Source organism: Planococcus sp. TJ-201 (assembly GCF_058268495.1).
In genome coordinates this window covers 183,914-202,957 of the sequence record NZ_JBZDOG010000004.1, presented here as the reverse complement: position 1 = coordinate 202,957, position 19,044 = coordinate 183,914, and the positions used below count along the sequence as shown (strand labels likewise).

Annotated in this window: 19 protein-coding genes; 6 read left to right on the top strand and 13 right to left on the bottom strand. The window is 45.2% G+C overall.

The genetic code is table 11. The features are described from left to right. Positions 1–62: 62 nt before the first annotated feature. Positions 63–938, top strand: a complete 876-nt coding sequence (locus AC4EG4_RS11605) for a YitT family protein (RefSeq protein ID WP_490979155.1) — start codon at positions 63–65, stop codon at positions 936–938. Positions 939–1,068: 130 nt separating this feature from the next. On the opposite strand, the gene AC4EG4_RS11600 is transcribed toward AC4EG4_RS11605, so the two are convergent. Beyond that, positions 1,069–1,878, bottom strand: a complete 810-nt coding sequence (locus AC4EG4_RS11600) for a TspO-related membrane protein (RefSeq protein WP_490987909.1) — start codon at positions 1,876–1,878, stop codon at positions 1,069–1,071. 314 nt (positions 1,879–2,192) lie between these two features. Between AC4EG4_RS11600 and AC4EG4_RS11595 the strand changes: the two genes are divergently transcribed. The 4 genes from AC4EG4_RS11595 to AC4EG4_RS11580 all read left to right on the top strand — a co-directional run bounded on the left by AC4EG4_RS11595 (position 2,193) and on the right by AC4EG4_RS11580 (position 5,703). Further along, positions 2,193–3,008 carry a CPBP family intramembrane glutamic endopeptidase gene (locus AC4EG4_RS11595; protein ID WP_490987908.1) on the top strand — a complete coding sequence of 272 codons (816 nt, stop codon included), beginning with the start codon at positions 2,193–2,195 and terminating at the stop codon, positions 3,006–3,008. Between the two features lie 214 nt (positions 3,009–3,222). Beyond that, entirely contained in the window at positions 3,223–4,182 is a 960-nt protein-coding gene (locus AC4EG4_RS11590; RefSeq protein ID WP_490979360.1) for a thiamine pyrophosphate-dependent dehydrogenase E1 component subunit alpha, read from the top strand. Between the two features lie 44 nt (positions 4,183–4,226). Next, positions 4,227–5,228: an alpha-ketoacid dehydrogenase subunit beta gene (locus AC4EG4_RS11585; RefSeq protein WP_490979361.1), complete on the top strand. Its 1,002-nt coding sequence runs from the start codon at positions 4,227–4,229 to the stop codon at positions 5,226–5,228. Positions 5,229–5,247: 19 nt separating this feature from the next. Continuing rightward, positions 5,248–5,703, top strand: coding sequence for a biotin/lipoyl-containing protein (locus tag AC4EG4_RS11580; protein WP_490979158.1), 456 nt, complete (start codon positions 5,248–5,250; stop codon positions 5,701–5,703). 198 nt (positions 5,704–5,901) lie between these two features. On the opposite strand, the gene AC4EG4_RS11575 is transcribed toward AC4EG4_RS11580, so the two are convergent. Continuing rightward, the gene (locus tag AC4EG4_RS11575) at positions 5,902–6,090 is read right to left on the bottom strand and encodes an SHOCT domain-containing protein (RefSeq protein WP_490987907.1); all 189 of its coding nucleotides are present in this window, start codon (positions 6,088–6,090) and stop codon (positions 5,902–5,904) included. A 328-nt stretch (positions 6,091–6,418) separates the two neighbouring features. On the opposite strand from AC4EG4_RS11575, the gene AC4EG4_RS11570 reads away from it, so the two are divergent. After that, a complete protein-coding gene (locus AC4EG4_RS11570) occupies positions 6,419–7,687 on the top strand; it encodes a glycosyltransferase (RefSeq protein ID WP_490987906.1) in 1,269 nt (422 codons plus the stop codon). 245 nt (positions 7,688–7,932) lie between these two features. Here the strand turns inward: AC4EG4_RS11570 and sstT are convergent, their stop codons facing one another. From sstT to AC4EG4_RS11515, 11 genes are all read right to left on the bottom strand, one after another. Next, positions 7,933–9,204, bottom strand: a complete 1,272-nt coding sequence (gene sstT / locus AC4EG4_RS11565) for a serine/threonine transporter SstT (protein WP_490987905.1) — start codon at positions 9,202–9,204, stop codon at positions 7,933–7,935. A gap of 318 nt (positions 9,205–9,522) precedes the next feature. Next, complete coding sequence (locus AC4EG4_RS11560; RefSeq protein WP_490987904.1) at positions 9,523–9,810, bottom strand: putative quinol monooxygenase; 288 nt, start codon at positions 9,808–9,810, stop codon at positions 9,523–9,525. Further along, entirely contained in the window at positions 9,811–10,488 is a 678-nt protein-coding gene (locus AC4EG4_RS11555) for a type 1 glutamine amidotransferase domain-containing protein (protein WP_490979162.1), read from the bottom strand. A gap of 213 nt (positions 10,489–10,701) precedes the next feature. After that, entirely contained in the window at positions 10,702–11,199 is a 498-nt protein-coding gene (locus AC4EG4_RS11550) for a TspO/MBR family protein (RefSeq protein ID WP_490987903.1), read from the bottom strand. A gap of 171 nt (positions 11,200–11,370) precedes the next feature. After that, positions 11,371–12,420, bottom strand: coding sequence for a 2,3-butanediol dehydrogenase (locus AC4EG4_RS11545; protein ID WP_490987902.1), 1,050 nt, complete (start codon positions 12,418–12,420; stop codon positions 11,371–11,373). A gap of 307 nt (positions 12,421–12,727) precedes the next feature. After that, positions 12,728–14,998 carry an excinuclease ABC subunit UvrA gene (locus tag AC4EG4_RS11540; RefSeq protein ID WP_490987901.1) on the bottom strand — a complete coding sequence of 757 codons (2,271 nt, stop codon included), beginning with the start codon at positions 14,996–14,998 and terminating at the stop codon, positions 12,728–12,730. Between the two features lie 259 nt (positions 14,999–15,257). After that, positions 15,258–15,989, bottom strand: coding sequence for a glucose 1-dehydrogenase (locus AC4EG4_RS11535; RefSeq protein WP_490979166.1), 732 nt, complete (start codon positions 15,987–15,989; stop codon positions 15,258–15,260). 149 nt (positions 15,990–16,138) lie between these two features. Further along, positions 16,139–17,110: an NAD(P)-dependent alcohol dehydrogenase gene (locus AC4EG4_RS11530; protein ID WP_490987900.1), complete on the bottom strand. Its 972-nt coding sequence runs from the start codon at positions 17,108–17,110 to the stop codon at positions 16,139–16,141. Positions 17,111–17,329: 219 nt separating this feature from the next. Further along, positions 17,330–18,037 (bottom strand): FAD-dependent oxidoreductase, encoded by a 708-nt coding sequence (locus AC4EG4_RS11525; RefSeq protein WP_490987899.1) that lies wholly within the window; start codon positions 18,035–18,037, stop codon positions 17,330–17,332. A gap of 128 nt (positions 18,038–18,165) precedes the next feature. Then, on the bottom strand, positions 18,166–18,576 hold the full coding sequence (locus AC4EG4_RS11520) for an SRPBCC family protein (protein WP_490987898.1): 411 nt from the start codon (positions 18,574–18,576) through the stop codon (positions 18,166–18,168). Positions 18,577–18,579: 3 nt separating this feature from the next. Further along, a complete protein-coding gene (locus tag AC4EG4_RS11515) occupies positions 18,580–18,903 on the bottom strand; it encodes an ArsR/SmtB family transcription factor (protein ID WP_490979170.1) in 324 nt (107 codons plus the stop codon). Positions 18,904–19,044: the final 141 nt, after the last annotated feature.

Sequence of the window (19,044 nt, the reverse complement as noted above, 5' to 3'; positions counted from 1 at the left end):
GATTATATTTAATAATTAGAGTGAAAAAGATCAGCTGGGCAACTACAGAAAAGAGGAAGAGAATGAGTATGCCATCTACAAAACGAAAAGCAAATAAAGGAAAATTAGTTTTACGGGCACTGGCCATTATCATTGGTGCGTTTGTTACTGCATATGGCCTTGAAGCTGTCTTGATTCCGAATAACGTATCAGATGGCGGCATCACGGGCATCAGCATTGTTGGCTCCCAATTATTCGGCATGCCACTGGGCGTGCTGATTGCAGTCTTGAATATTCCCTTTGTCTATTTAGGATATAAGCAAATCGGGAAAAGCTTCGCCATTTACTCCACTATTGGCATTGCTTCCCTCGCCTATGCGACGACTCTCATGCACCATATCCCGCCTATTATTGAGGGCGACACTTTATTGATTACCGTTATTGGCGGAATCATCATCGGTTTTGGCATGGGGGTTGCGCTGCGAAACGGCGGTGCGCTTGACGGCATCGACATGCTAGCCGTGCTGCTGTCACGCAAATTGCCATTCGGGACAAGTGACATGATCTTGTTCCTGAACATATTCGTCTTTATCATCGTTTCCTTCGTCTTCGGCTTGCAAGGCGCGTTCCTTTCCGGAATTGCTTATTTTATCGCATCCAAAGTGATTCATCTGGTCGAAGAAGGATTCAGTGGCTCGAAGACGTATAAAATTATTTCGCGGGAACCGGAACTTCTCGTCCAAACCATTTACGACCGCCTTGGACGAAACGCCACGTACAATATCGTCAACGGCGCCTACACGAACGAGCAATACAAAGAAATCACCTGCATCATCAACCGGCTTGAAGACAGCAAAATGAAAGAAATCATCTTCGAAATTGACAGCAACGCCTTTGTCGCCGTTTACGACGTCGCCGAAGTCAGAGGCGGCAGTTTCAAAAAGCGGGATATTCACTGATTGGTCCGAAACAAAAAAAGCGCCAGCTTCTCTTTATTAAAAAGAGAGCGGCGCTTTTTGCATCCACTAGAAAAATCAAGTATTTCTTAACGAGCTTATGGCATTGTCTACTTTCATTTGGAGAGTTCTCTTAAACCGTATGTCTCGGGAAAAGAGCATTTCCATTTTTAACAAATCTCCACACAACAGCAATCAAAAAGATGGCAATGCCAGTTAACAAGATGCCTTGAATAATCGCGGACATAGCTGGATCGAGCTGTCCACTGGTATAAGCACTATAGATTCCAAAGAAAGCCCAAGCGATGGGAATCGGAAAGGCAGCGTTTTTGAAACGGGCCAAGTAAAAGAGGACAAAGGCGATGGCAATCCCCAATACGATCATGGTCCAGATTGAATCGGAAAGTCCGAACCCGTTCCACTCCAGCTGCACTAAAAACGCAGAGATGTTAACAATCGTTGCAATGAACACCCAGGAACTGTAGAAAGTAAAACTAAGACCTGCAAACGTAGACGGAAAAGCAAAGCGATTTTTATAAATTCTTTCCACAATAAGAAGCAATGAAAACAACATGCCCAAAATCAACAGCGTTGATACGCCTAACTGTTCATAAGAAAAAGCAACAATCCACCCCATATTGAACAGGGAACTCGCGATAAACAAAGGAGAAATTAATAACACCAGCTTACTGATACGTTTGTCTTTCCTCTTCACAAATAAATAAATCAACGTAATCAGCAGTAAACTGTAGATAACTCCCCAAATCGAAAACGTAAAAGGTGCCGGCGAGATAAGCGTCATGTATTTGTCTGAGACGTCTTTCTGACTGTTCCCAGCAAAAAATCCGGAAGATCCGAAGTAATTGACGCCAAGTGTTAAAAAGTAGAAAACCAGATTTAGTGTCGTGAAAGTTTTTGTTTTTTTCAATGTGCTTTCATCCATTGTGAACTCATCCTCTCAGTAGCTGTTAGTTGGTTTCATTCGCAAGTAACCAATAAAAATATCTAGTTAACTCTCTTTGAATATGTTTTCCCTAATTGGCTTTGCTGCAAAACTATTTTTCTATAAAAACAGATTTCTTCAGTCATAAAAAATCTGTATATATTTTTAAAAATCCAAAGTCATGCTATTATAAAATCAAAATATTACTAATACGACGATTTAACATCATTTAGTAACATATGGTTTTATTTCAGAAAATAGTTCGCTCCACTTTCAGGAGCGCAATCAGCCTAAAACGAAAGGCGGCGCTGGGGATGTCTGAAGAACGAAAGCAACCGAGCATGTTCGGCTGGATGTTGGGGGCATCAATCGTATCAATCTTCATCCTGCTGCAAGTCACTCAAAATGTGCTCCTTATCGGTGTTGCCATGCTGTTGGTTTTCTATGTCGTCTTGCCGGTGCCGTTTGTCCGCTACCATTTCAAGAAGCGCGGCGTGAAATTGGGTCAATTTTTCTTTTTTCGGGGCACAGCGCGCTGGCTGATCCCGGTCCTCGGGCTTACCTTGCTGGTGATGTCATTTTCCATCAGCATCTATTGGCTGCAATTGCGTGGACTTATGTCTATTGCTCCGATGGCAGTTGAGTCAGCCCTTATGCCGCAGCCAATTCCCGACGCTTTTTGGTACCTTCTCACAACTGGCTTCATTTTGGCAGTGATTGCACCGATTGCAGAAGAGTTCGTCTTCCGCGGGCTGATCCTCAATTGGCTGGTCACGGCATTCGGCTTTTGGAAAGGAGTCGGCTTATCCAGCATGATTTTTGGTGTTTTCCACATCAACTTTTTCGGTGCCTTCTTGTTTGCCGTTCTGGCGTCGCTGTTGTATTTAAAAACCGGCAATTTGCTGGTTCCGATTTTGCTGCACATGGCCAACAACCTGGTCGCCGTTTACCAAAGTTTCGTCAATCCGTCTTTTCCCGAGTGGTTGATGGTGACAAGTATCAATGACCTGTATGCAAAAAGCATTCCGAACCTCTTAGTACTGGCCAGCAGTTTGACGTTGCTGCTGTTTGTTATTTCTTGGCTGGCTCGGGGAGTGGAAAACAAAGAAGAAGAAACTCGTTTCTTTTAGACACAAGTTTCCATATCTCCGTCATTATGACCCCTTTTAAATAAACTGAATTTTTACACAAATAAGAAAAGAGATGTTACTATAAAGATGTTTATATACTTATAATTGTGCTGCCCGCCACGGAAGGCATACCGTTTCTCAGTTGAAAGGAGGAAACGCAGTGACTATTTTTGAAGAAAAGCAATCCTCGGTATCTGTGGAAAAGCTGGAATGGATGTATGAACAGATGGTGAAGATCCGTTACTACGAAGACCAGATGGCTGAAGCTTACATGGAAGGCAAAACGCCGGTATTCAATATCGGGGCTGGGGCTGTGCCTGGTGAAATGCATTTGGCAACCGGACAAGAACCGGCTGCGGTCGGCATCTGTGTTCATTTGACGAAAGACGATACGGTGACGGCTCCCCACCGTCCCCATCACCACGCCATTGCCAAAGGCGTCGATTTGAAGAAAATGACCGCTGAAATTTTTGGCAAAGAAACGGGGCTTGGCAAAGGAAAAGGCGGACATATGCACCTGTTTGACCCAGAAGTAAAGTTTTCGTGCGGAGGTATTGTGGGTGCCGGTATTCCCCATGCAGTTGGCGCCGCCATGACCAGCAAAATGAAAGGAAAAGACTGGGTGGCCGTTGCCTTTATCGGAGAGGGTGCCGCAAATGCCGGTGCTTTTCATGAATCGCTTAATCTCGCAGCTGTATGGAATCTGCCGCTTATTGTTGTAGTGGAAGACAATTCATACGGCATTTCTGTGTCAAAAAAAGCGTCAACTTCTGTTGCATCCAATGATTTGCGGGCTTCAGCTTACGGCATTGCCGGTGCTTATGTAAAAGACAACGATCCGATTGCCATGTATAAAGCAGCGGAAGAAGCCGTTGCCAGAGCACGCAACGGCCAAGGCCCGACCATCATCGAAATCGAAACTTACCGTTATTTGGGCCATTTCCAGGGAGATCCAGAACTCTACCGGGACCAGACGGAAGTGCCGGGACTTCGCCAACTCGATCCGATCAATAAGCTGAGAAAGATGTTGGCTGAATCCGAAAGCGTCAGTGAAAAAGATCTTGAAAACATGGAAACACGCGCCAAACAGGAAGTGGATGAAGCGTACCAGTTTGCGAGAGACAGCAGCTATCCGAATCCAGAATCTGCGCTGAAAGATGTCTTTAGCTCATAAAACAGGAGAGGAGCCGATCTATTGTGGAAACAGCGAAAAAACGAATGTTGACCGGCAATAAAGCAATGGCTGAAGCGATTTCGCAGGAAATGGAAAAGGATCCGAATGTCTTTGTACTCGGAGAGGATATCGGGAAATACGGAGGCATCTTTGGTTCGACGCAAGGATTGATCGAAAAGTTCGGACCTGAACGCGTACTCGATACTCCGATTTCTGAAACCGCGTTTATCGGAGCTGCTATTGGTGCTGCAGCGGAAGGCATGCGCCCCATTGCGGAATTGATGTTCGTCGACTTTTTTGGCGTCTGCATGGACCAAATTTATAACCATATGGCGAAAATCCCTTATATGTCGGGCGGCAATGTCAAACTGCCGATGGTGCTGATGACTTCTGTCGGCGGCGGTTACCGCGACGCTGGCCAGCACTCCCAAACACTCTATGCAACGTTTGCTCATATGCCTGGAATGAAAGTGGTCGCACCGTCCAATCCGTATGATTTAAAAGGGATGATGGTGTCCGCAATCCGCGATGACGATCCGGTTGTTTTCATGTTCCATAAATCACTGCAAGGACTCGGATGGATGAAACAGTTGGATGTCGCCGTAGACCACGTGCCTGAAGAATCCTATACCGTTCCGCTGAACAAAGCAAAAGTCGTGCGGGAAGGAACAGATGTGACCATCGTCGGCATCCAAATGATGACCCATTACGCAGTCGAAGCCGCAGAGCGCCTTGCCAAAGATGGCATCGAAGCGGAAGTCATCGATTTGCGGTCGCTGGCACCGATTGATAAAGACACCATCATCGAGTCCGTCAAGAAAACCCATCGACTCCTAGTGGTCGATGAAGATTACCTATCCTACGGCATGACAGCGGAAGTTTCGGCAATCGTCGCAGAAGAAGCGTTTTTTGAAATGGAAGCGCCGATCAGCCGACTGGCTATACCGGATGTGCCGATTCCCTATAGTGGCGTGCTGGAAGACTTCGTCATTCCCGGGCCGAATAAAATCTACGAACAAGTGAAAAAGATGATGGATGAAGCATAGTGACTCTGGAGGTGTTGGAATGATCGAAGTCCGATTGCCGCAGTTAGCGGAAGATGTGGAAGAAAGCTTGATGGTTCTATGGTTTGTGTCAGTAGGCGATTTTGTGGAGAAAGGACAGCCGCTGGTGGAAGTCCAGACGGAAAAAGCCGTTTCTGAAATCACTGCCGAAAGCAGCGGCACCGTACAAGAAATTGCGGTTAAACGCGGGACCTCTGCAAAAGTTGGCGACGTGCTGGCAACGATTGATCCTGACGGGGCTCGGGGCCAAGAAGCTCCCGTCCAAGATCAACCCGCCGCTCCGGAATCAGAAACCGAAGCGAACTCTAATAGCCAAGCATCCAAAAGTTTCGTACGGGTGTCACCGAGGCTTCGCAGACTTGCCAAAGATCTTGGAGTTAATCTGGAAGCTGTAAAAGGATCCGGACCCCTAGGCAGCATCACGGAAGAAGATGTCCGGGACGAAGCGGGGCTTTGAGAGTTGAAAATGCAGAAGAACGTAACAAAAGTACGCTTTATCCAAGAATTTAAAAATGCCTTCCCGACAAAATGGGAAGGCATTTTTTTCTAGGAATCTATAACTCACTATACTGCCAACAGTTCATAAAAGCCCAAATGGACAACTCCATTATAACCACTTATGAAACATCCTGAAAATGCAATAATAGTCTTTGTTTTATAGAAGTCTTTTCTTGATTTCTTCAAATTCTTCAGTAGTTATCTCACCTTTAGCAAGCCGTTTCTTGGCGATGTCCAATGCATCTGCACTGGAGTCATTCTTGGAACGATTCCAATCGTTGTTATTACTGTTTTTCACAATGAAGTAAATGCCGAAGCCCACAATTACGATTACGATGATTAACACCAAAAACCCTCCTCCCAGTCCCATTCCCCATCCTGGTCCCATAATTGCTTTCTACCTCCTTTTTAGTTCTGGCATATGTCTGCACTTCAAATGTATACGCTAGATGTGCAGAAATGGCGAAGTTCCGGCAACAGTGGATACTGCCTCTAGTACTTCAGCTTTTTTGGAAATAAAATTTCAAAGGCCTCTGAATGAAGCCAATAACTGGTATTCAATTCTAGCCATAATCTCTAGATATTATTGACAAAGAACTTACTACAATAGAAAATCAAGTTATTCCGACGACACTGTCAGCGGAATTTTTTTATAAATATGGGGTGGTGAAAACATGAAAATCACAATCCTGACACTAGGCAGCAGAGGCGATGTACAACCGTATGTTGCGCTTGGTAAGGAACTTATAAAACATGATCATGAAGTTACCATTTGCACAGGTGCTACTTTCAAGGGTTTTATAGAAGAGAATGGAATTGCTTTTCAAGCAGCATCGGCTGATTTAATGGCCATCATAGAGAGCGAGGAAGGCAGCAGGGTTTTTAACGGCGGGAACTTTAATCTAATTAAAATGGTGAAGTTTTCAAAAACGGTGATTACGCCGACTTACAGAAGGAGTATGGATGACTTTTTCCAGGCTTCTCAAAAAGCAGAGCTGATTATTTATCATCCTAAGGCTCTTGGTGCTGTTGATATAGCTGTACATTATAATATTCCTTGTATTTGTTTATGCCCTGTCCCCATCATGTATCCGATAACAGAATTCCCGAATTTCTCTGTATCGCCCAATAAAAACTTTGGCCCCATATTAAATAGATTGTCCTATAAGGTTGTGGCATTAGGTGAGCGGCCTTTTATGAAACAAATCAACGACTTTAGAGAAAAAACATTAAACTTGCCAAAAAGAAAAGCCGGCCTATACACATATGAAATGAATGGTTCGCCTATCCCAATCCTTTATCCCATTAGCCCTTTTCTTTTTAAAGAAGTAGAAAGTTGGAATAGCCGCGTTTTTTTATCCGGTTTTTTCTTCTTAAATTTAGGCGAAGAAACACTGTCCAATGAAATCGAAGAATTCTTGGACAAAGGAACGAACCCCATTGTGGTATCGTTCAGCTCTATGCCTTTAAAAGACCCAGCAAGTTTCAAACAAAAATTGGTTCAGGCCTTAAAGGAAACAAATAATCGAGCCATTGTGCTGACCGGAACAAGTGGTATGACATTTACTCAGGAGCTGGATATAATGGCTGTTGAAAAGGCATCTCACCGACTTCTTTTCAAGCGTGCGAAAGGCATTATCCATCATGGCGGTGTTGGAACAATGTCTGAAGCTTTATTGAGTGGGGTCCCACAGTTAATCATGCCGTTTACAGTCGACCAGCCGTTTTGGGCAAATCGATTATATAAAAACGGCTATTCAATAAAGCCATTGCGCGAAAAAAATCTAGAAGTGTCTGACCTAGTACATGCCTTAGAACAAATGAATAATGAAGATTATCTAAAGAATGCACAGCGTATAAAAAACGAAATCCAATCGGAAAATGGTTTGCAAAAAGCAGTGAATTATATAGAAAATATAGCAGCTGACAGGAAAAAGGAGTGAATTCGAGAGTTTAACTAAAGAAAATCAAATCTCGCGATGCCACCTGGTTTCCTTCAACTAAATGACGTGGCTATTGAGCAATGAAACAAGCGTTCAAAAAAGTGTACTCCTGCCCTGACACCCAATACCAACACCAAAAAGCACCGCTCCGATTTTTGCCGGAGCGGTGCTTTGCCTTTTAACAAAACCTGTTTCGTTGGCGATGCAGCCTTATTTGAAGGTCCAAGTAACATCAGCCAAACATCTTAACTTTTCACCAAGTCTTCAGAAGGTTTATTGATCTCAAAACTTTTCCCGACCACTACTTCGTGGCCTTCTTTCAAACGCTTCTTGTATTCAGCCGTTGCTGTGAACAGCACGTCTGTTGAAGAGTTTAAAGCCGTTTCAAAAGAATCCTGCAGCACGCCGATGATGAAGCCGACGCCGACCACTTGCATTGCTACGTCAGCCGGGATGCCGAACAAACTACACGCCAGCGGGATCAACAACAGCGAGCCGCCCGCCACACCAGAAGCTCCGCATGCACATACTGCTGCCAGAATGCTAAGCATGATTGCTGTCGGGATATCCACTTGGATGCCAAGCGTATTGACCGCTGCAAGCGTCAAAACGGAAATCGTAATTGCGGCTCCAGCCATGTTGACTGTTGCACCAAGCGGAATAGAGACAGAGTAAGTGCCTTTGTCCAAGCCCAGCTTTTCGCAAAGCGTCATATTGACCGGAATGTTTGCAGCCGAGCTGCGGGTAAAGAATGCCGTAATGCCGCTTTCGCGCAAACATTTGAAGACTAGCGGATACGGATTGCGGCGGATATTGATGAATACGATAAGCGGGTTGACCACTAGCGCAAAGAAAAGCATACAGCCGATCAACAGCGCCAATAGTTTGCCGTATCCCAAGAGCGATGACAGTCCGTTTGTCGTAATCGACTCGATGACAAGACCCATGATGCCAAACGGCGCGAATTTAATGATCCAGCCGACCATCTTCGCCACAGCATCCGACACATTTGTAATAACCGTTTTGGTCGTATCCGCGGCATTTCGCAATGCCAGGCCAAGGACGATTGCCCACGCCAAAATACCGATATAGTTTGCATTCACAAGCGCGTTGACTGGGTTGTCGACCACGTTTAACACCAAAGTTTTGAGAACTTCAATCGCATTGCCCGGAGGCGTCAAGCCTTCAGCTCCTTGCGTAAGTGCAATGCTGACCGGGAAGATGAAGCTCGCAACGACTGCGACAACCCCTGCTAAAAATGTTCCTAATAAATAAAGAAAAACGATCGATTTCATATTCGTTTGCTGTCCTTTTTTGTGCTGGGCAATCGATGCCATGACCAGGAACAACACGAGGACAGGCGCTATCGCTTTCAGTGCTCCGACAAACAAGGTGCCAAAAATCGTCAATGATGCCGCAGTTTCCGGAATCGCAACCGCCAAGACCACCCCTAAGACCAAGCCAATCAGGATTTGTTTCACAAGACTGATCCGGTTCCACATTTTCAATACGTTCATACCCATTCCCCCACGCTAGTTTATTCTGTGCTGTATGTCAGCCGCCGCTCTCCCATCCGTTGCAGATGCAGCCGCCATTTTCAATCTATTCCTATTCTAACTAAATAGATGTACGAATAGAATAAATTTTTTATAAAATCAAATACTTAATTCATTCGAACCGCTGCCACGACTAAAAAGACCCGCCTTATTGACTGGTCGTTGCCTATATTATTCCAGATTAGCGGCTCTGTAATCGCAATGCCAAAAGAAAAACAGAACTTTGCGATGGTTCTCTGCAAAGTTCTGTTTTCGGTATTCTATGGAATTGCTAACGAATCAGATTGCCTTCAGCTTGTAAACTTCTCTCTCCGACACCAGATCCGCGATGTTCGCGCGGTATTCCTGGTAATGGAGAGATTCGATATGGCTCTGTAAAGCATCCTGGTCTTTCCATGTTTCATGAAGGACAAACGTATTGTCTTCAATTGATTGGTGGAGAACATAGTTCAGGCAGCCATCTTCTGCTTGCGAAGCTTCCTGAACTTTTTTTAATTCCGCCAATAATCGGTCTTCCATGTGTTCCTTTGGCTTCAGGATTGCGGTAATGACGATGGGTTCCATCATTTAGTTGCCCTGCTTGTTTCTCTTCTCAAAGGCCTTTACCAATTCCTCGGCCAATTCTTCAGAAGAAAACGGATCGCGTCCGGTTACCAATTGGTCATTGCCCCATACTACTTTTTGCTCGGCAGAATAATTAGCCACTTCGCTCATTTTCCCTTCCAGGCTGAATGGCAGAATCGCAGGCAGGCCTTCAGGTTCAACCGCTTCCGGATATCCGGTTACGTCCAGTCCGGAAATGATGCTCTTGCCATCCGGACGTTTTGTCCAAAGCAATGGAGCTGGTCCATGACATACCGCTGACACGATGTTTCCGTTGTCGTAAACAGCATTGATGATGCTGTGCAGTGTTTCATTCTCAGCCAGATCGTACATCGCTCCGTGGCCGCCCACGATGAAGACTGCGTCATAGTCTTCTGGAGTAACTTCCGAAAGAGCTGTTGTGTTATCGGCTAATCCCGATTCGTACATTTTTTTGTACTTGCCTTCAGGATCATAATCTTCACTGATGCTGACTTTGTCCAGTTCAGGTTTTCCGCCCAGTGGTGAAGCCAGGTCTACTTGATGTCCCGCTTTTTCCAAGACTTCCATTGGTGCAAACAATTCTTCCGCCCACCAGCCGGTTTCGTAATTATTTTCTGTATCCTTGTGTCCGCTTGATAATACTGCTAATACTTTTGCCATGTTCGATTTCCTCCTCTGAATGATAAACTATCCTAATACTAGTATTTCCCGAATTCTTTCGAGTTCAAACAAACGAACAAAAAAGACAATTTCAATCGTTGGTTTTTCGCATGAATTGCCCTTATCTCATTTTGATTCACTTAAGATGGAAAGGCATCACCGATATGAAATGAATAGGTGCTTAGCATGCGCCCTGGTCTGCTCTCTCATCGGTCATTTATTGAGCATCCAAATCGAGCTGTTCAAGCCCATTGCGAACATTACCCAAGCGATATAAGGGATCATGAGATTGCCTGCGGTTTGATCGTATTGGTAAAATTCATACGTCGTCCATGTGATTGTTGCGAGCAGCAAAGCCATTTCTACAAGCGCAGCGCCGCGCAGTTTCCATTTGAAGAAAAGGAATGACCACAGGAAGTTTAGGCCCAATTGCAAATTATAAGGAAGCAGCACTTTTCCTGCTTCTCCTTTCAACGCAGCTTTTTCGGCAGCGCGGTATTTTGCCAGCCCCATGGAAGTGTATAAAGCGGTCCACGCCAAGGGAAATACCCAAGGCGGCGGGGATAACGTAGGCCTGTTCAATTCGGCGTATTCTTCTTGGGTGTTGTTGTTTGCGAACGCGCCGATCAGTGAACCACCGACAACCGGCACCATTATGCTCAACGCCAGTTTTCCGGGTTTGATTTTGCCATCCACTTTCAGGAACTCCATAAACTTTCCTCCTCAGAAATAAACTAATTTCTATAAAGTTAATCAATAAGATGCAGTTTCAGCAAGGAAGTAAAAGAAATCCGCTCTATCGTTGAATAGGCGGATTTCTGGTGGCTCTAGTCATACTTTGAGCAGGAGTTCTTATTGAATTGAAATTTGAATACTTACTACTTACTTTTCGCCGCTTAACTCCACAAGAATTTTCACTTGTGTTTTATCTTTTGTTAACGCCTCGAAGCCTTTTTCAACAATATCGTCTAATTGAATTTGAGAGGTGACAATGCTTTGCGGGTTGAGTTGGCCCGTCCCCATCAAGTCTACCGTCTGTTGAAATGACGTCGGTGTGTACGCAATCGAAGACGTGATTTTCACACCGGTATTGGTCAATTGAAGCGGATTCCATTCAATAGGTCTCGCGAAAATAGAGACAATTACCATCGTTCCCCGCGCTTTTGTTGCTGCGATTGCCTGTGTGAATGTGGGTGCGACACCGGCCACTTCAAACGATACATCGACCCCGTCTGGAACAATAGCACGAATGGCTTCGACAGCATTTTCAGTTCCGGAGTTGACGATATGTGTAGCCCCTAATTCTTTTGCTTTTTCCAGACGCGTTTCGGATAAATCCAAGACAATGATTTTGCTGGCTCCTGCCGCTTTTGCCGCAATTACCGTTACCAAGCCAATAGGGCCGGCTCCAAATATAGCGGTCGTGTCTCCAAATTGAAGGCCGCCTTCTTTGATGGCTTGAACCGCCACGGCAGTGGGTTCAACAAGTGCGCCTTCTTGCAGGCTTAAAGTTTCCGGAAGCAGGTAGACATTCGATTCTGGGGCATTGGCAAACTTCGTGAAGCCCCCATCTCCGTGAAGACCAATAAAGCTAAAACCATCGTATTGGTCAATGTCTTCCGGTTTATTGCCAAAAGTTAACGTAGGATTAATCGCGACACGATCTCCCACGTTAAACTTGGTTACTTGTGATCCCACTTTTTCGATGACGCCGGCAAATTCGTGACCCATGATCAGGGGTGCGACTTGCCCCGTTAATTGGTCTTCTTTTTCCGTAGGGACAAAAACCGGGCCTTCTTGGTACTCATGCAAATCACTGCCGCAAATACCCGCCCATGCGACACGGACCATTACTTCATTGTCTTTTAATGTTTTTAACTCCCGTTCTTCGATGCGAATGTCTTTTTCTCCATACCATACGGCTGCTTTCATAACATCATTCCTCCTGAGTTTTGAGTTCATACCTTGTTTACATATGCTGCTAATTAAATATATATGCAACATCATCTTAGTCCTCTTGTTTTCTAACGTCAATAATGATGCATTCATCTCTTGATACTTAAATATCTAGATATCATGCAACGCTATTCACCCCACTTTTTCAAATGCATAAACATGCAAAAAATCTGTTTTTGTCCGAAACAGAACAAGCCAGAAATCAAGGAACCAAAAAATGTGCGGGCGACTGGAGTCGCCCGCACATCTGCTATTTCACTCTGTAGTACCAATCAGTTTGCGATTACACCTCTACACCTTTTCTCATCCACTTCGCCGTTAAAGTGTCAGCATCGAGCATTTCTTCCGGTGTCCCTTCAAACAACACTTCGCCGCCTTTTTTGCCTCCGCTTGGACCCATTTCAATAACCCAGTCGCTCGCTGCAATAAAGTTTAAATTGTGTTCAACAAGGATGACCGAATTGCCTTTGTTTACAAGGCCTTGGAAAACATCCAGTAGATGATCATTATCTTTTGTGTGCAGCCCGAGTGAAGGTTCATCCAATAAATAAATTTGCCCTTCTTTTTTCAAGTGGCTGGCGAGTTTGAGGCGCTGCACTTCTCCTCCGCTTAACGAACTGGTCGTCTGGCCGAGTGTCAGGTATCCCAATCCGACATCTGTTAAAGTATCTACTTTTTTGACGATTTTTGGCATGCTTAAATACTGATTGGTTTCATCGATTGTGAGTTCTAAAATTTCTACGATATTTCTTCCTTTGTAGCGGTAAGACAAGGCTTCTTCTGAATACCTCGTCCCCCGGCACGCTTCACATGTGACGCTCACCGGATCCGCAAAAGCGACGTCTGGCGTGGTGACGCCTTTGCCCTCGCAGACAGGACAAGCACCTGATGAATTAAAGCTGAACAATCCCACGGGTTGTCCGGTTTCTTTTGACAGGATCGACCGGATGTCATCCATGATTCCCATGTAAGTCGCAAGTGTCGAACGGCTGGACGTTCCGATGCTGCCTTGGCCGACTGAAATGGTTTCAGGATAGTTTTCGGTAAATGCGCCAAACATTAACGAACTTTTGCCAGAACCGGAAACGCCGCATACCGAGACCAGAACATTTTTAGGAATGTCCACGCTGACATTTTTTAAGTTATTGGCAGAAGCGTTGCTTATGGAGAATCTTTCTTCAGCTTTTCGCGGATTCTTATTGATAGTCGGTTTATGGTCCAAATTGGTGATGGCTGATACTTTTTTCAACCCTTCCAGTTCGCCTTGATAGACCACTTCGCCGCCGCTTACGCCGGCTCCTGTCCCCATCTCAATGATTTCGTCTGCTGTTTTGATAACCGCTAAATTGTGTTCAATCACCACGACCGTGTTGTAATTGTCCCGCAGACTTTCCAACATATGCGTCAACATCTCGATTTCTTCCGGATGCAGTCCTGCACTGGGTTCGTCAAAGATGTAGGTGATGTTGTTCAGACTGCTGCCCAAGTGACGGGCAATCTTCACGCGCTGCGCTTCTCCGCCGGACAACGTCCCCATTTTTCGCGACAGACTCAAATAACCCAGCCCCAAGTCAACCAGCTGTTTTACATTCGGATACGCCTGCTGTGCAATGGATTTTCCGACAGGATCTTTTATTTTCGCTAGTTCACCTAGCAATTCTGTCAGTTCCAACCGGTCGTAATGCACGATATTCAACCCGTTGATTTTGCATTCCAGCACTTTCGGATTTAATCCCGATCCTTCGCAAGTTGGGCACGCAGTGTGTGTCGTCATCGCTAACACGTCATCCTGGGACGTTATTTTCAGTTTCGTGAGGTCCCGGTTAATGTACAGGCGAATAAATCGGGGAAGGATGCCGTCCCATTCGATTTCCCGATTGCCTACTTTGTAATAATAGGTGCTGAATGCCCGCTCGCCTTCCGGGGGGCCGTAGACAAGCATATTGTATTTTTCTTCTGTGAAATCTTTGATGGGGAGATCAGGGTCAAACAATCCGCCGTCCACCATCCACCTGCCCTGCCAGCCAGGCGGCGCCAGCGGCTTGAATTGCACTGCGGATTCCCTGAGTGACTTCGTGTGATCGATGAGTTTGGTAATATCCGGCGCAACGATTTCTCCGTATCCGCTGCATTCCGGACAGTTTCCGAAAGAACCCTCACTTGAAAATTCAGTTGCGGAGCCGATTGATGGACTGCCGATTCGCGAAAACAACAGCCGTATCAACGGATCGATGTCCGTATACGTACCAACCGTCGAGCGCGCGTTGCCTTTTACCGGTTTCTGTTCCACGACAACGACTGGACTTAAATGCTGCATCAAGTCAGCACGCGGCCTTTCGTACCGCGGCATCTGATGCCGTACATACAATGGATAGTTCAATGTCATTTGCCTTCTGCTTTCGGTCGCCAAGGTATCAAAGACGACGGAGCTTTTCCCTGAACCCGACAGGCCGGTAAAGACATTTATTTTTTCTTTTGGGATATTTAAATCAATGTTCTTCAAGTTGTTTTCTTGAAGCCCTCTTAGTATAATTTCATCTCGTTTATCTGCCACGTTGACATTCTCCTTTTCCAATCCATTCAAGGAATTGTCCGATTGTATACATTTAACTAAAGCATCCGCAAAACTATTTTATGCAGTACCGGTTACTATAGTTTATTAACGCAACTTAGTATAGTAAAAGGATTCCCTGTTGCTGCCCGCCTTACACAAAAAGATTGAAAAAGAAGCACCTCGATTTCCAGTGCAATAGAAGTAGTGACGCCAAACTTGGCTGCTTTTGTAAAAGATTGCGTTTGCGTGAAGCTTCTCTTTATAATTTTGCGGTCAAACCACCGTCAATCACAAATTCAGCACCGGTGACATAGCTCGATTCATTGGAAGCCAAGTAGACAATGAGGTCGCTGACTTCCTCTGGCTGGGCTGTACGCTGCAGCGGAATGGCCCTAGCCAGCTTGCTGACGCGGCTTTTTCGGACCATTGGGGTTTCGGTAATCCCTGGATGAACGGAATTCACACGGATGCCTTCTTTTCCGAGCTCGATAGCGGCACTTTTTGTCATGCCCCTTACCGCAAATTTCGAAGCACTATAAGCGATGGAGTCTTCGTTTCCTTGTAATCCACTAATCGATGAAATATTAATAATGGACCCGCTTTCCGCCCTTTTCATAGACGAAAGCACATACTTCATCCCCAGAAATACCGACACTTGGTTGACATCAATAACTCGCCGGAACTGCGCCTCTGTCAGGTTGTCGATGGATTTGAGCAACGCAATTCCCGCATTATTCACCAAGACGCTGACAGGTCCAAATGTGGATTCTGTCTCAGCAATCACTTGTTCCCATTCCAGAGTCTTTGTGACATCATGCTTCATGAACTTGATGTTGCCGCCAAGATTGCTTGCTATCGCTCTGCCTTCTGTTTCCAAAATATCCGTAATCATCACTTTTGCCCCTTCTTCCAGAAACCGCTTTGCATGTGCGGCCCCCATTCCTCTTGCGCCTCCTGTGATGATGGCTACTTTGCCGTCTAATCTGCCCATTCTCCATTACCTCCTCTTCTTTACCTATCCGCGGAAAAGTTGGAAAGCCTTTTGAACTGCCTTACAAATTTTTAAAACACCCAACACGCAGAAGCATTGGGTGTAGGAACAGAAGAACTTTTGACCTTCTGTTTTTCACAGTCTTTTTGTTATTGATGGGTGATCACGACATTCCCTTTTTTCGCTCCACTTTCCACATAATGATGCGCTTGTCGCAGCTCTTCCAAAGGGAATGTTTGGTCAATGACCCCTTTGATTTTGCCATCCGCCAACAGCTCGCCCAAGTAGCGTAAATCTTCGGTTTTGTAGTCGGCCGCGGCCACAACGATTTTCCGATCGTTTTTCATCATTGGTAAAAATCTCCGAAATATTTTGCTGAGGCTCGGGTTCCCGATCAAGTAGACCCCTTTAGGTTTCAATAATTTGATGGTTTTAGAAAAAGAGGCCTTTCCCACAATATCGAAGACCACATCATAAGTTTCACCAGTTGCCGTAAAATCTTCCTGCTGATAATCAATTACTTTGTCCGCGCCGATGGATAAAAGTATGTCCAACTTTTCTTTGCTGTCGACAGCCGTCACTTCAGCACCTGAGTTTTTGGCAAGTTGAACAGCCATCGTGCCGATGCTCCCACCCGCTCCGATAATCAACACTTTTTGGCCAGCTTGAATTTTGGCTTTTCGAAGAAAAAACAAGGCATTCATTCCACCTGTCGGGATGGTGGCCGCTTCTTCAAAACTAACCCCTTCCGGCATACGGATGATGGCATAACTGCTGGGAAGACAGATGAAGTCGGCATTAGCGCCAAGCTTCAATTCCGTCGAACCAAATACACGGTCGCCTAGTTGAAATAGCGTCTGCTCGCTTCCCACCGATTCAATTTCTCCAGCAAACTCCTGTCCCAATACGTTCAATCTCGGTTTCCGCAAACCAAAAAATAGCCGCAGCGGAATCCACAAAAACAACGGAAAGGCAAAGTTTCGCATTTCGCAGTCTCCTGCTGTTGCGGTAGATGCCCGAACTTTTATCCCGATTTCATTGGCTTTCGGCACCGGCTTGTCCAGCTCCTGAAGTTCCAACACTTCCGGCGGTCCATACCGTGTACAAACCATGGCTTTCATTTTCCGTCATCCCCTTTTCTTTCGAATGAAAAGTCAACAATCAAATCTAGTGCATTGCATGGAATAAGAGAACCGCTCCTATACTGATGCGGTATATTATATGGCGTGCATCGCCTTCTTTCAACCTTTTTTCAGTCAAAAGGAACCGCCAATAAAAAATGCCTTCCCGGGAAAAACCGGAAAGACATTGCTTATCCAAGCAACTGGTGCTTGATGCTTTTAATACCCTAAAAAAACATCCTTAATGATTTTGCGTTTTGCAATATCCTTTTCTTTTAAATAAGCGGCAAGTTCTTTCACCATTTGCTTTGGCCCTGCTATATAGTAGGTGCCCCCGTTCTTATGCAAGCTTAAAAAATTGTCCAGCTCTCTACGCAACTCATCCCGTGTCACAACATAAGTGATGTCTATCAAAGAGTGAGCAGCAATCGCGTCAAATTCATCTTTGAATGGATAGACTCCCTTGCTGTCCAAGTACAGCAGCTGGATTTCGTGATCATGCCCATTGCCTTCCGCCTCCAGTTGTTTAATGATCGACCGGAATGGAGTGATGCCCATTCCGCCTGCAACCAGAAGAGTCGGGCTGTTTCCGTTGAGGTAAAACTTTCCCACTGGACCATTCAGTTTGATTTTCATGCCCTGTGTCAATTCCAGCATGGCACTTTTGAATTCACTTGGTTGATCGCCGATGCGTGTCGTGATCCTAATGACATTCTCCTTAGGTGCAGATGCAATTGTAAATGGCCGTGTCGGCTTTTTTATCTTCTTATGGGTAATCGTAAACAAGCCATGCTGTCCTGCTTTCCAATTCAAATCCTCGTCTTTTTCGAACAAAAAGGAGTAAATCCCTTCTGACTCCTTCTGGCTTTCCAAAAACATCAATTCTCTCTTTTGGAGTATAGCTAAGGTATCTTGTACGAAGTTCATAACCTTATCCTCCTTTAATTGGGGGAAACAGGACACTAATTGGCAGTTCCCACCATATTTAGTAACCTGTTTAGCGTTGCTGCTATCCCGTTGCTTTAAAGCCCAATTTCAGTCGAATCGCAATGCAATCATTTTTCCAATACTCCCTCGAGTTGCTCTCCAAAGTTTTCCCAACTGGATTTGGCGCCTTCTAGAGCTCCCTTGGTTGATTTGGTTTCTTCACTAAAGCCGGTTTGTTCAAAGTGCACATGTGTCAAACCATCTGACCCCTTTTTCAATGACCATGTAATTGTCGTAGTTTCTCCAGCACTTGCCCAAATATATGACAAGCTGCGTGGCTCATCCACTTCCAGAACTTCCCCATTAACGATTCCGTCCCACCATTCGTTCGGTTCCGAACGGAATTGGAATTTTTCTCCGATAGCCGGTTTAAAATCGTTGTCCCATATCCACTGTGCCAGCACATCTGAATCCGTTAAAGCCTTCCAAACTTTTTCAATGGAACTCTTTAATTGAAAATCCAATGTAACGTCTGCCATAGTCTATTCCTCCGATAATAGTTTTTTTAAATGCGTCACTTTCTGTGTCCAGAAACTCTCGTAAAAAGATACCCAGTCCTGGATTTCTTCCAAAGGAGCCGCATTTATTCGATACCTTGTTTCCCTTCCAACCTTTTGGACGGTAACCAAACCTGCTTCCTTTAAGACAGCCAAATGTTTGGAAACTGCCGTACGCCCAATTTGGAAATGGACCGTCAATTCGTGCAGTGGCAGTTCCCCTGCTTCTGCCAACAAACGAAGCAATTCACGCCTTGTCGGATCAGCAATCGCTGCATACACATCATGTCCTTCTATTTTTTTATCCAAATCCTCCCTCCTCACAAATAGGACACCTTTTAGTGTCTTAATAATACGACACTAAAAGGTGTCCTGTCAAGGGACAAACACCTATATACTGAACTTTTTTACTAGAAATCCGGCTGCTTAGATTTCCACATTCCAAGAAGC

Excerpts from the sequence above, each read along its gene's own strand:
- AC4EG4_RS11605 (WP_490979155.1), top strand. The coding sequence starts at position 63 with ATGAGTATGCCATCTACAAAACGAAAAGCAAATAAAGGAAAATTAGTT.
- AC4EG4_RS11600 (WP_490987909.1), bottom strand. The coding sequence starts at position 1,878 with ATGGATGAAAGCACATTGAAAAAAACAAAAACTTTCACGACACTAAAT.
- AC4EG4_RS11595 (WP_490987908.1), top strand. The coding sequence starts at position 2,193 with ATGTCTGAAGAACGAAAGCAACCGAGCATGTTCGGCTGGATGTTGGGG.
- AC4EG4_RS11590 (WP_490979360.1), top strand. The coding sequence starts at position 3,223 with ATGTATGAACAGATGGTGAAGATCCGTTACTACGAAGACCAGATGGCT.
- AC4EG4_RS11585 (WP_490979361.1), top strand. The coding sequence starts at position 4,227 with ATGTTGACCGGCAATAAAGCAATGGCTGAAGCGATTTCGCAGGAAATG.
- AC4EG4_RS11580 (WP_490979158.1), top strand. The coding sequence starts at position 5,248 with ATGATCGAAGTCCGATTGCCGCAGTTAGCGGAAGATGTGGAAGAAAGC.
- AC4EG4_RS11570 (WP_490987906.1), top strand. The coding sequence starts at position 6,419 with ATGAAAATCACAATCCTGACACTAGGCAGCAGAGGCGATGTACAACCG.
- sstT (WP_490987905.1), bottom strand. The coding sequence starts at position 9,204 with ATGAACGTATTGAAAATGTGGAACCGGATCAGTCTTGTGAAACAAATC.
- AC4EG4_RS11560 (WP_490987904.1), bottom strand. The coding sequence starts at position 9,810 with ATGATGGAACCCATCGTCATTACCGCAATCCTGAAGCCAAAGGAACAC.
- AC4EG4_RS11555 (WP_490979162.1), bottom strand. The coding sequence starts at position 10,488 with ATGGCAAAAGTATTAGCAGTATTATCAAGCGGACACAAGGATACAGAA.
- AC4EG4_RS11550 (WP_490987903.1), bottom strand. The coding sequence starts at position 11,199 with ATGGAGTTCCTGAAAGTGGATGGCAAAATCAAACCCGGAAAACTGGCG.
- AC4EG4_RS11545 (WP_490987902.1), bottom strand. The coding sequence starts at position 12,420 with ATGAAAGCAGCCGTATGGTATGGAGAAAAAGACATTCGCATCGAAGAA.
- AC4EG4_RS11535 (WP_490979166.1), bottom strand. The coding sequence starts at position 15,989 with ATGGGCAGATTAGACGGCAAAGTAGCCATCATCACAGGAGGCGCAAGA.
- AC4EG4_RS11530 (WP_490987900.1), bottom strand. The coding sequence starts at position 17,110 with ATGAAAGCCATGGTTTGTACACGGTATGGACCGCCGGAAGTGTTGGAA.
- AC4EG4_RS11525 (WP_490987899.1), bottom strand. The coding sequence starts at position 18,037 with ATGAACTTCGTACAAGATACCTTAGCTATACTCCAAAAGAGAGAATTG.
- AC4EG4_RS11520 (WP_490987898.1), bottom strand. The coding sequence starts at position 18,576 with ATGGCAGACGTTACATTGGATTTTCAATTAAAGAGTTCCATTGAAAAA.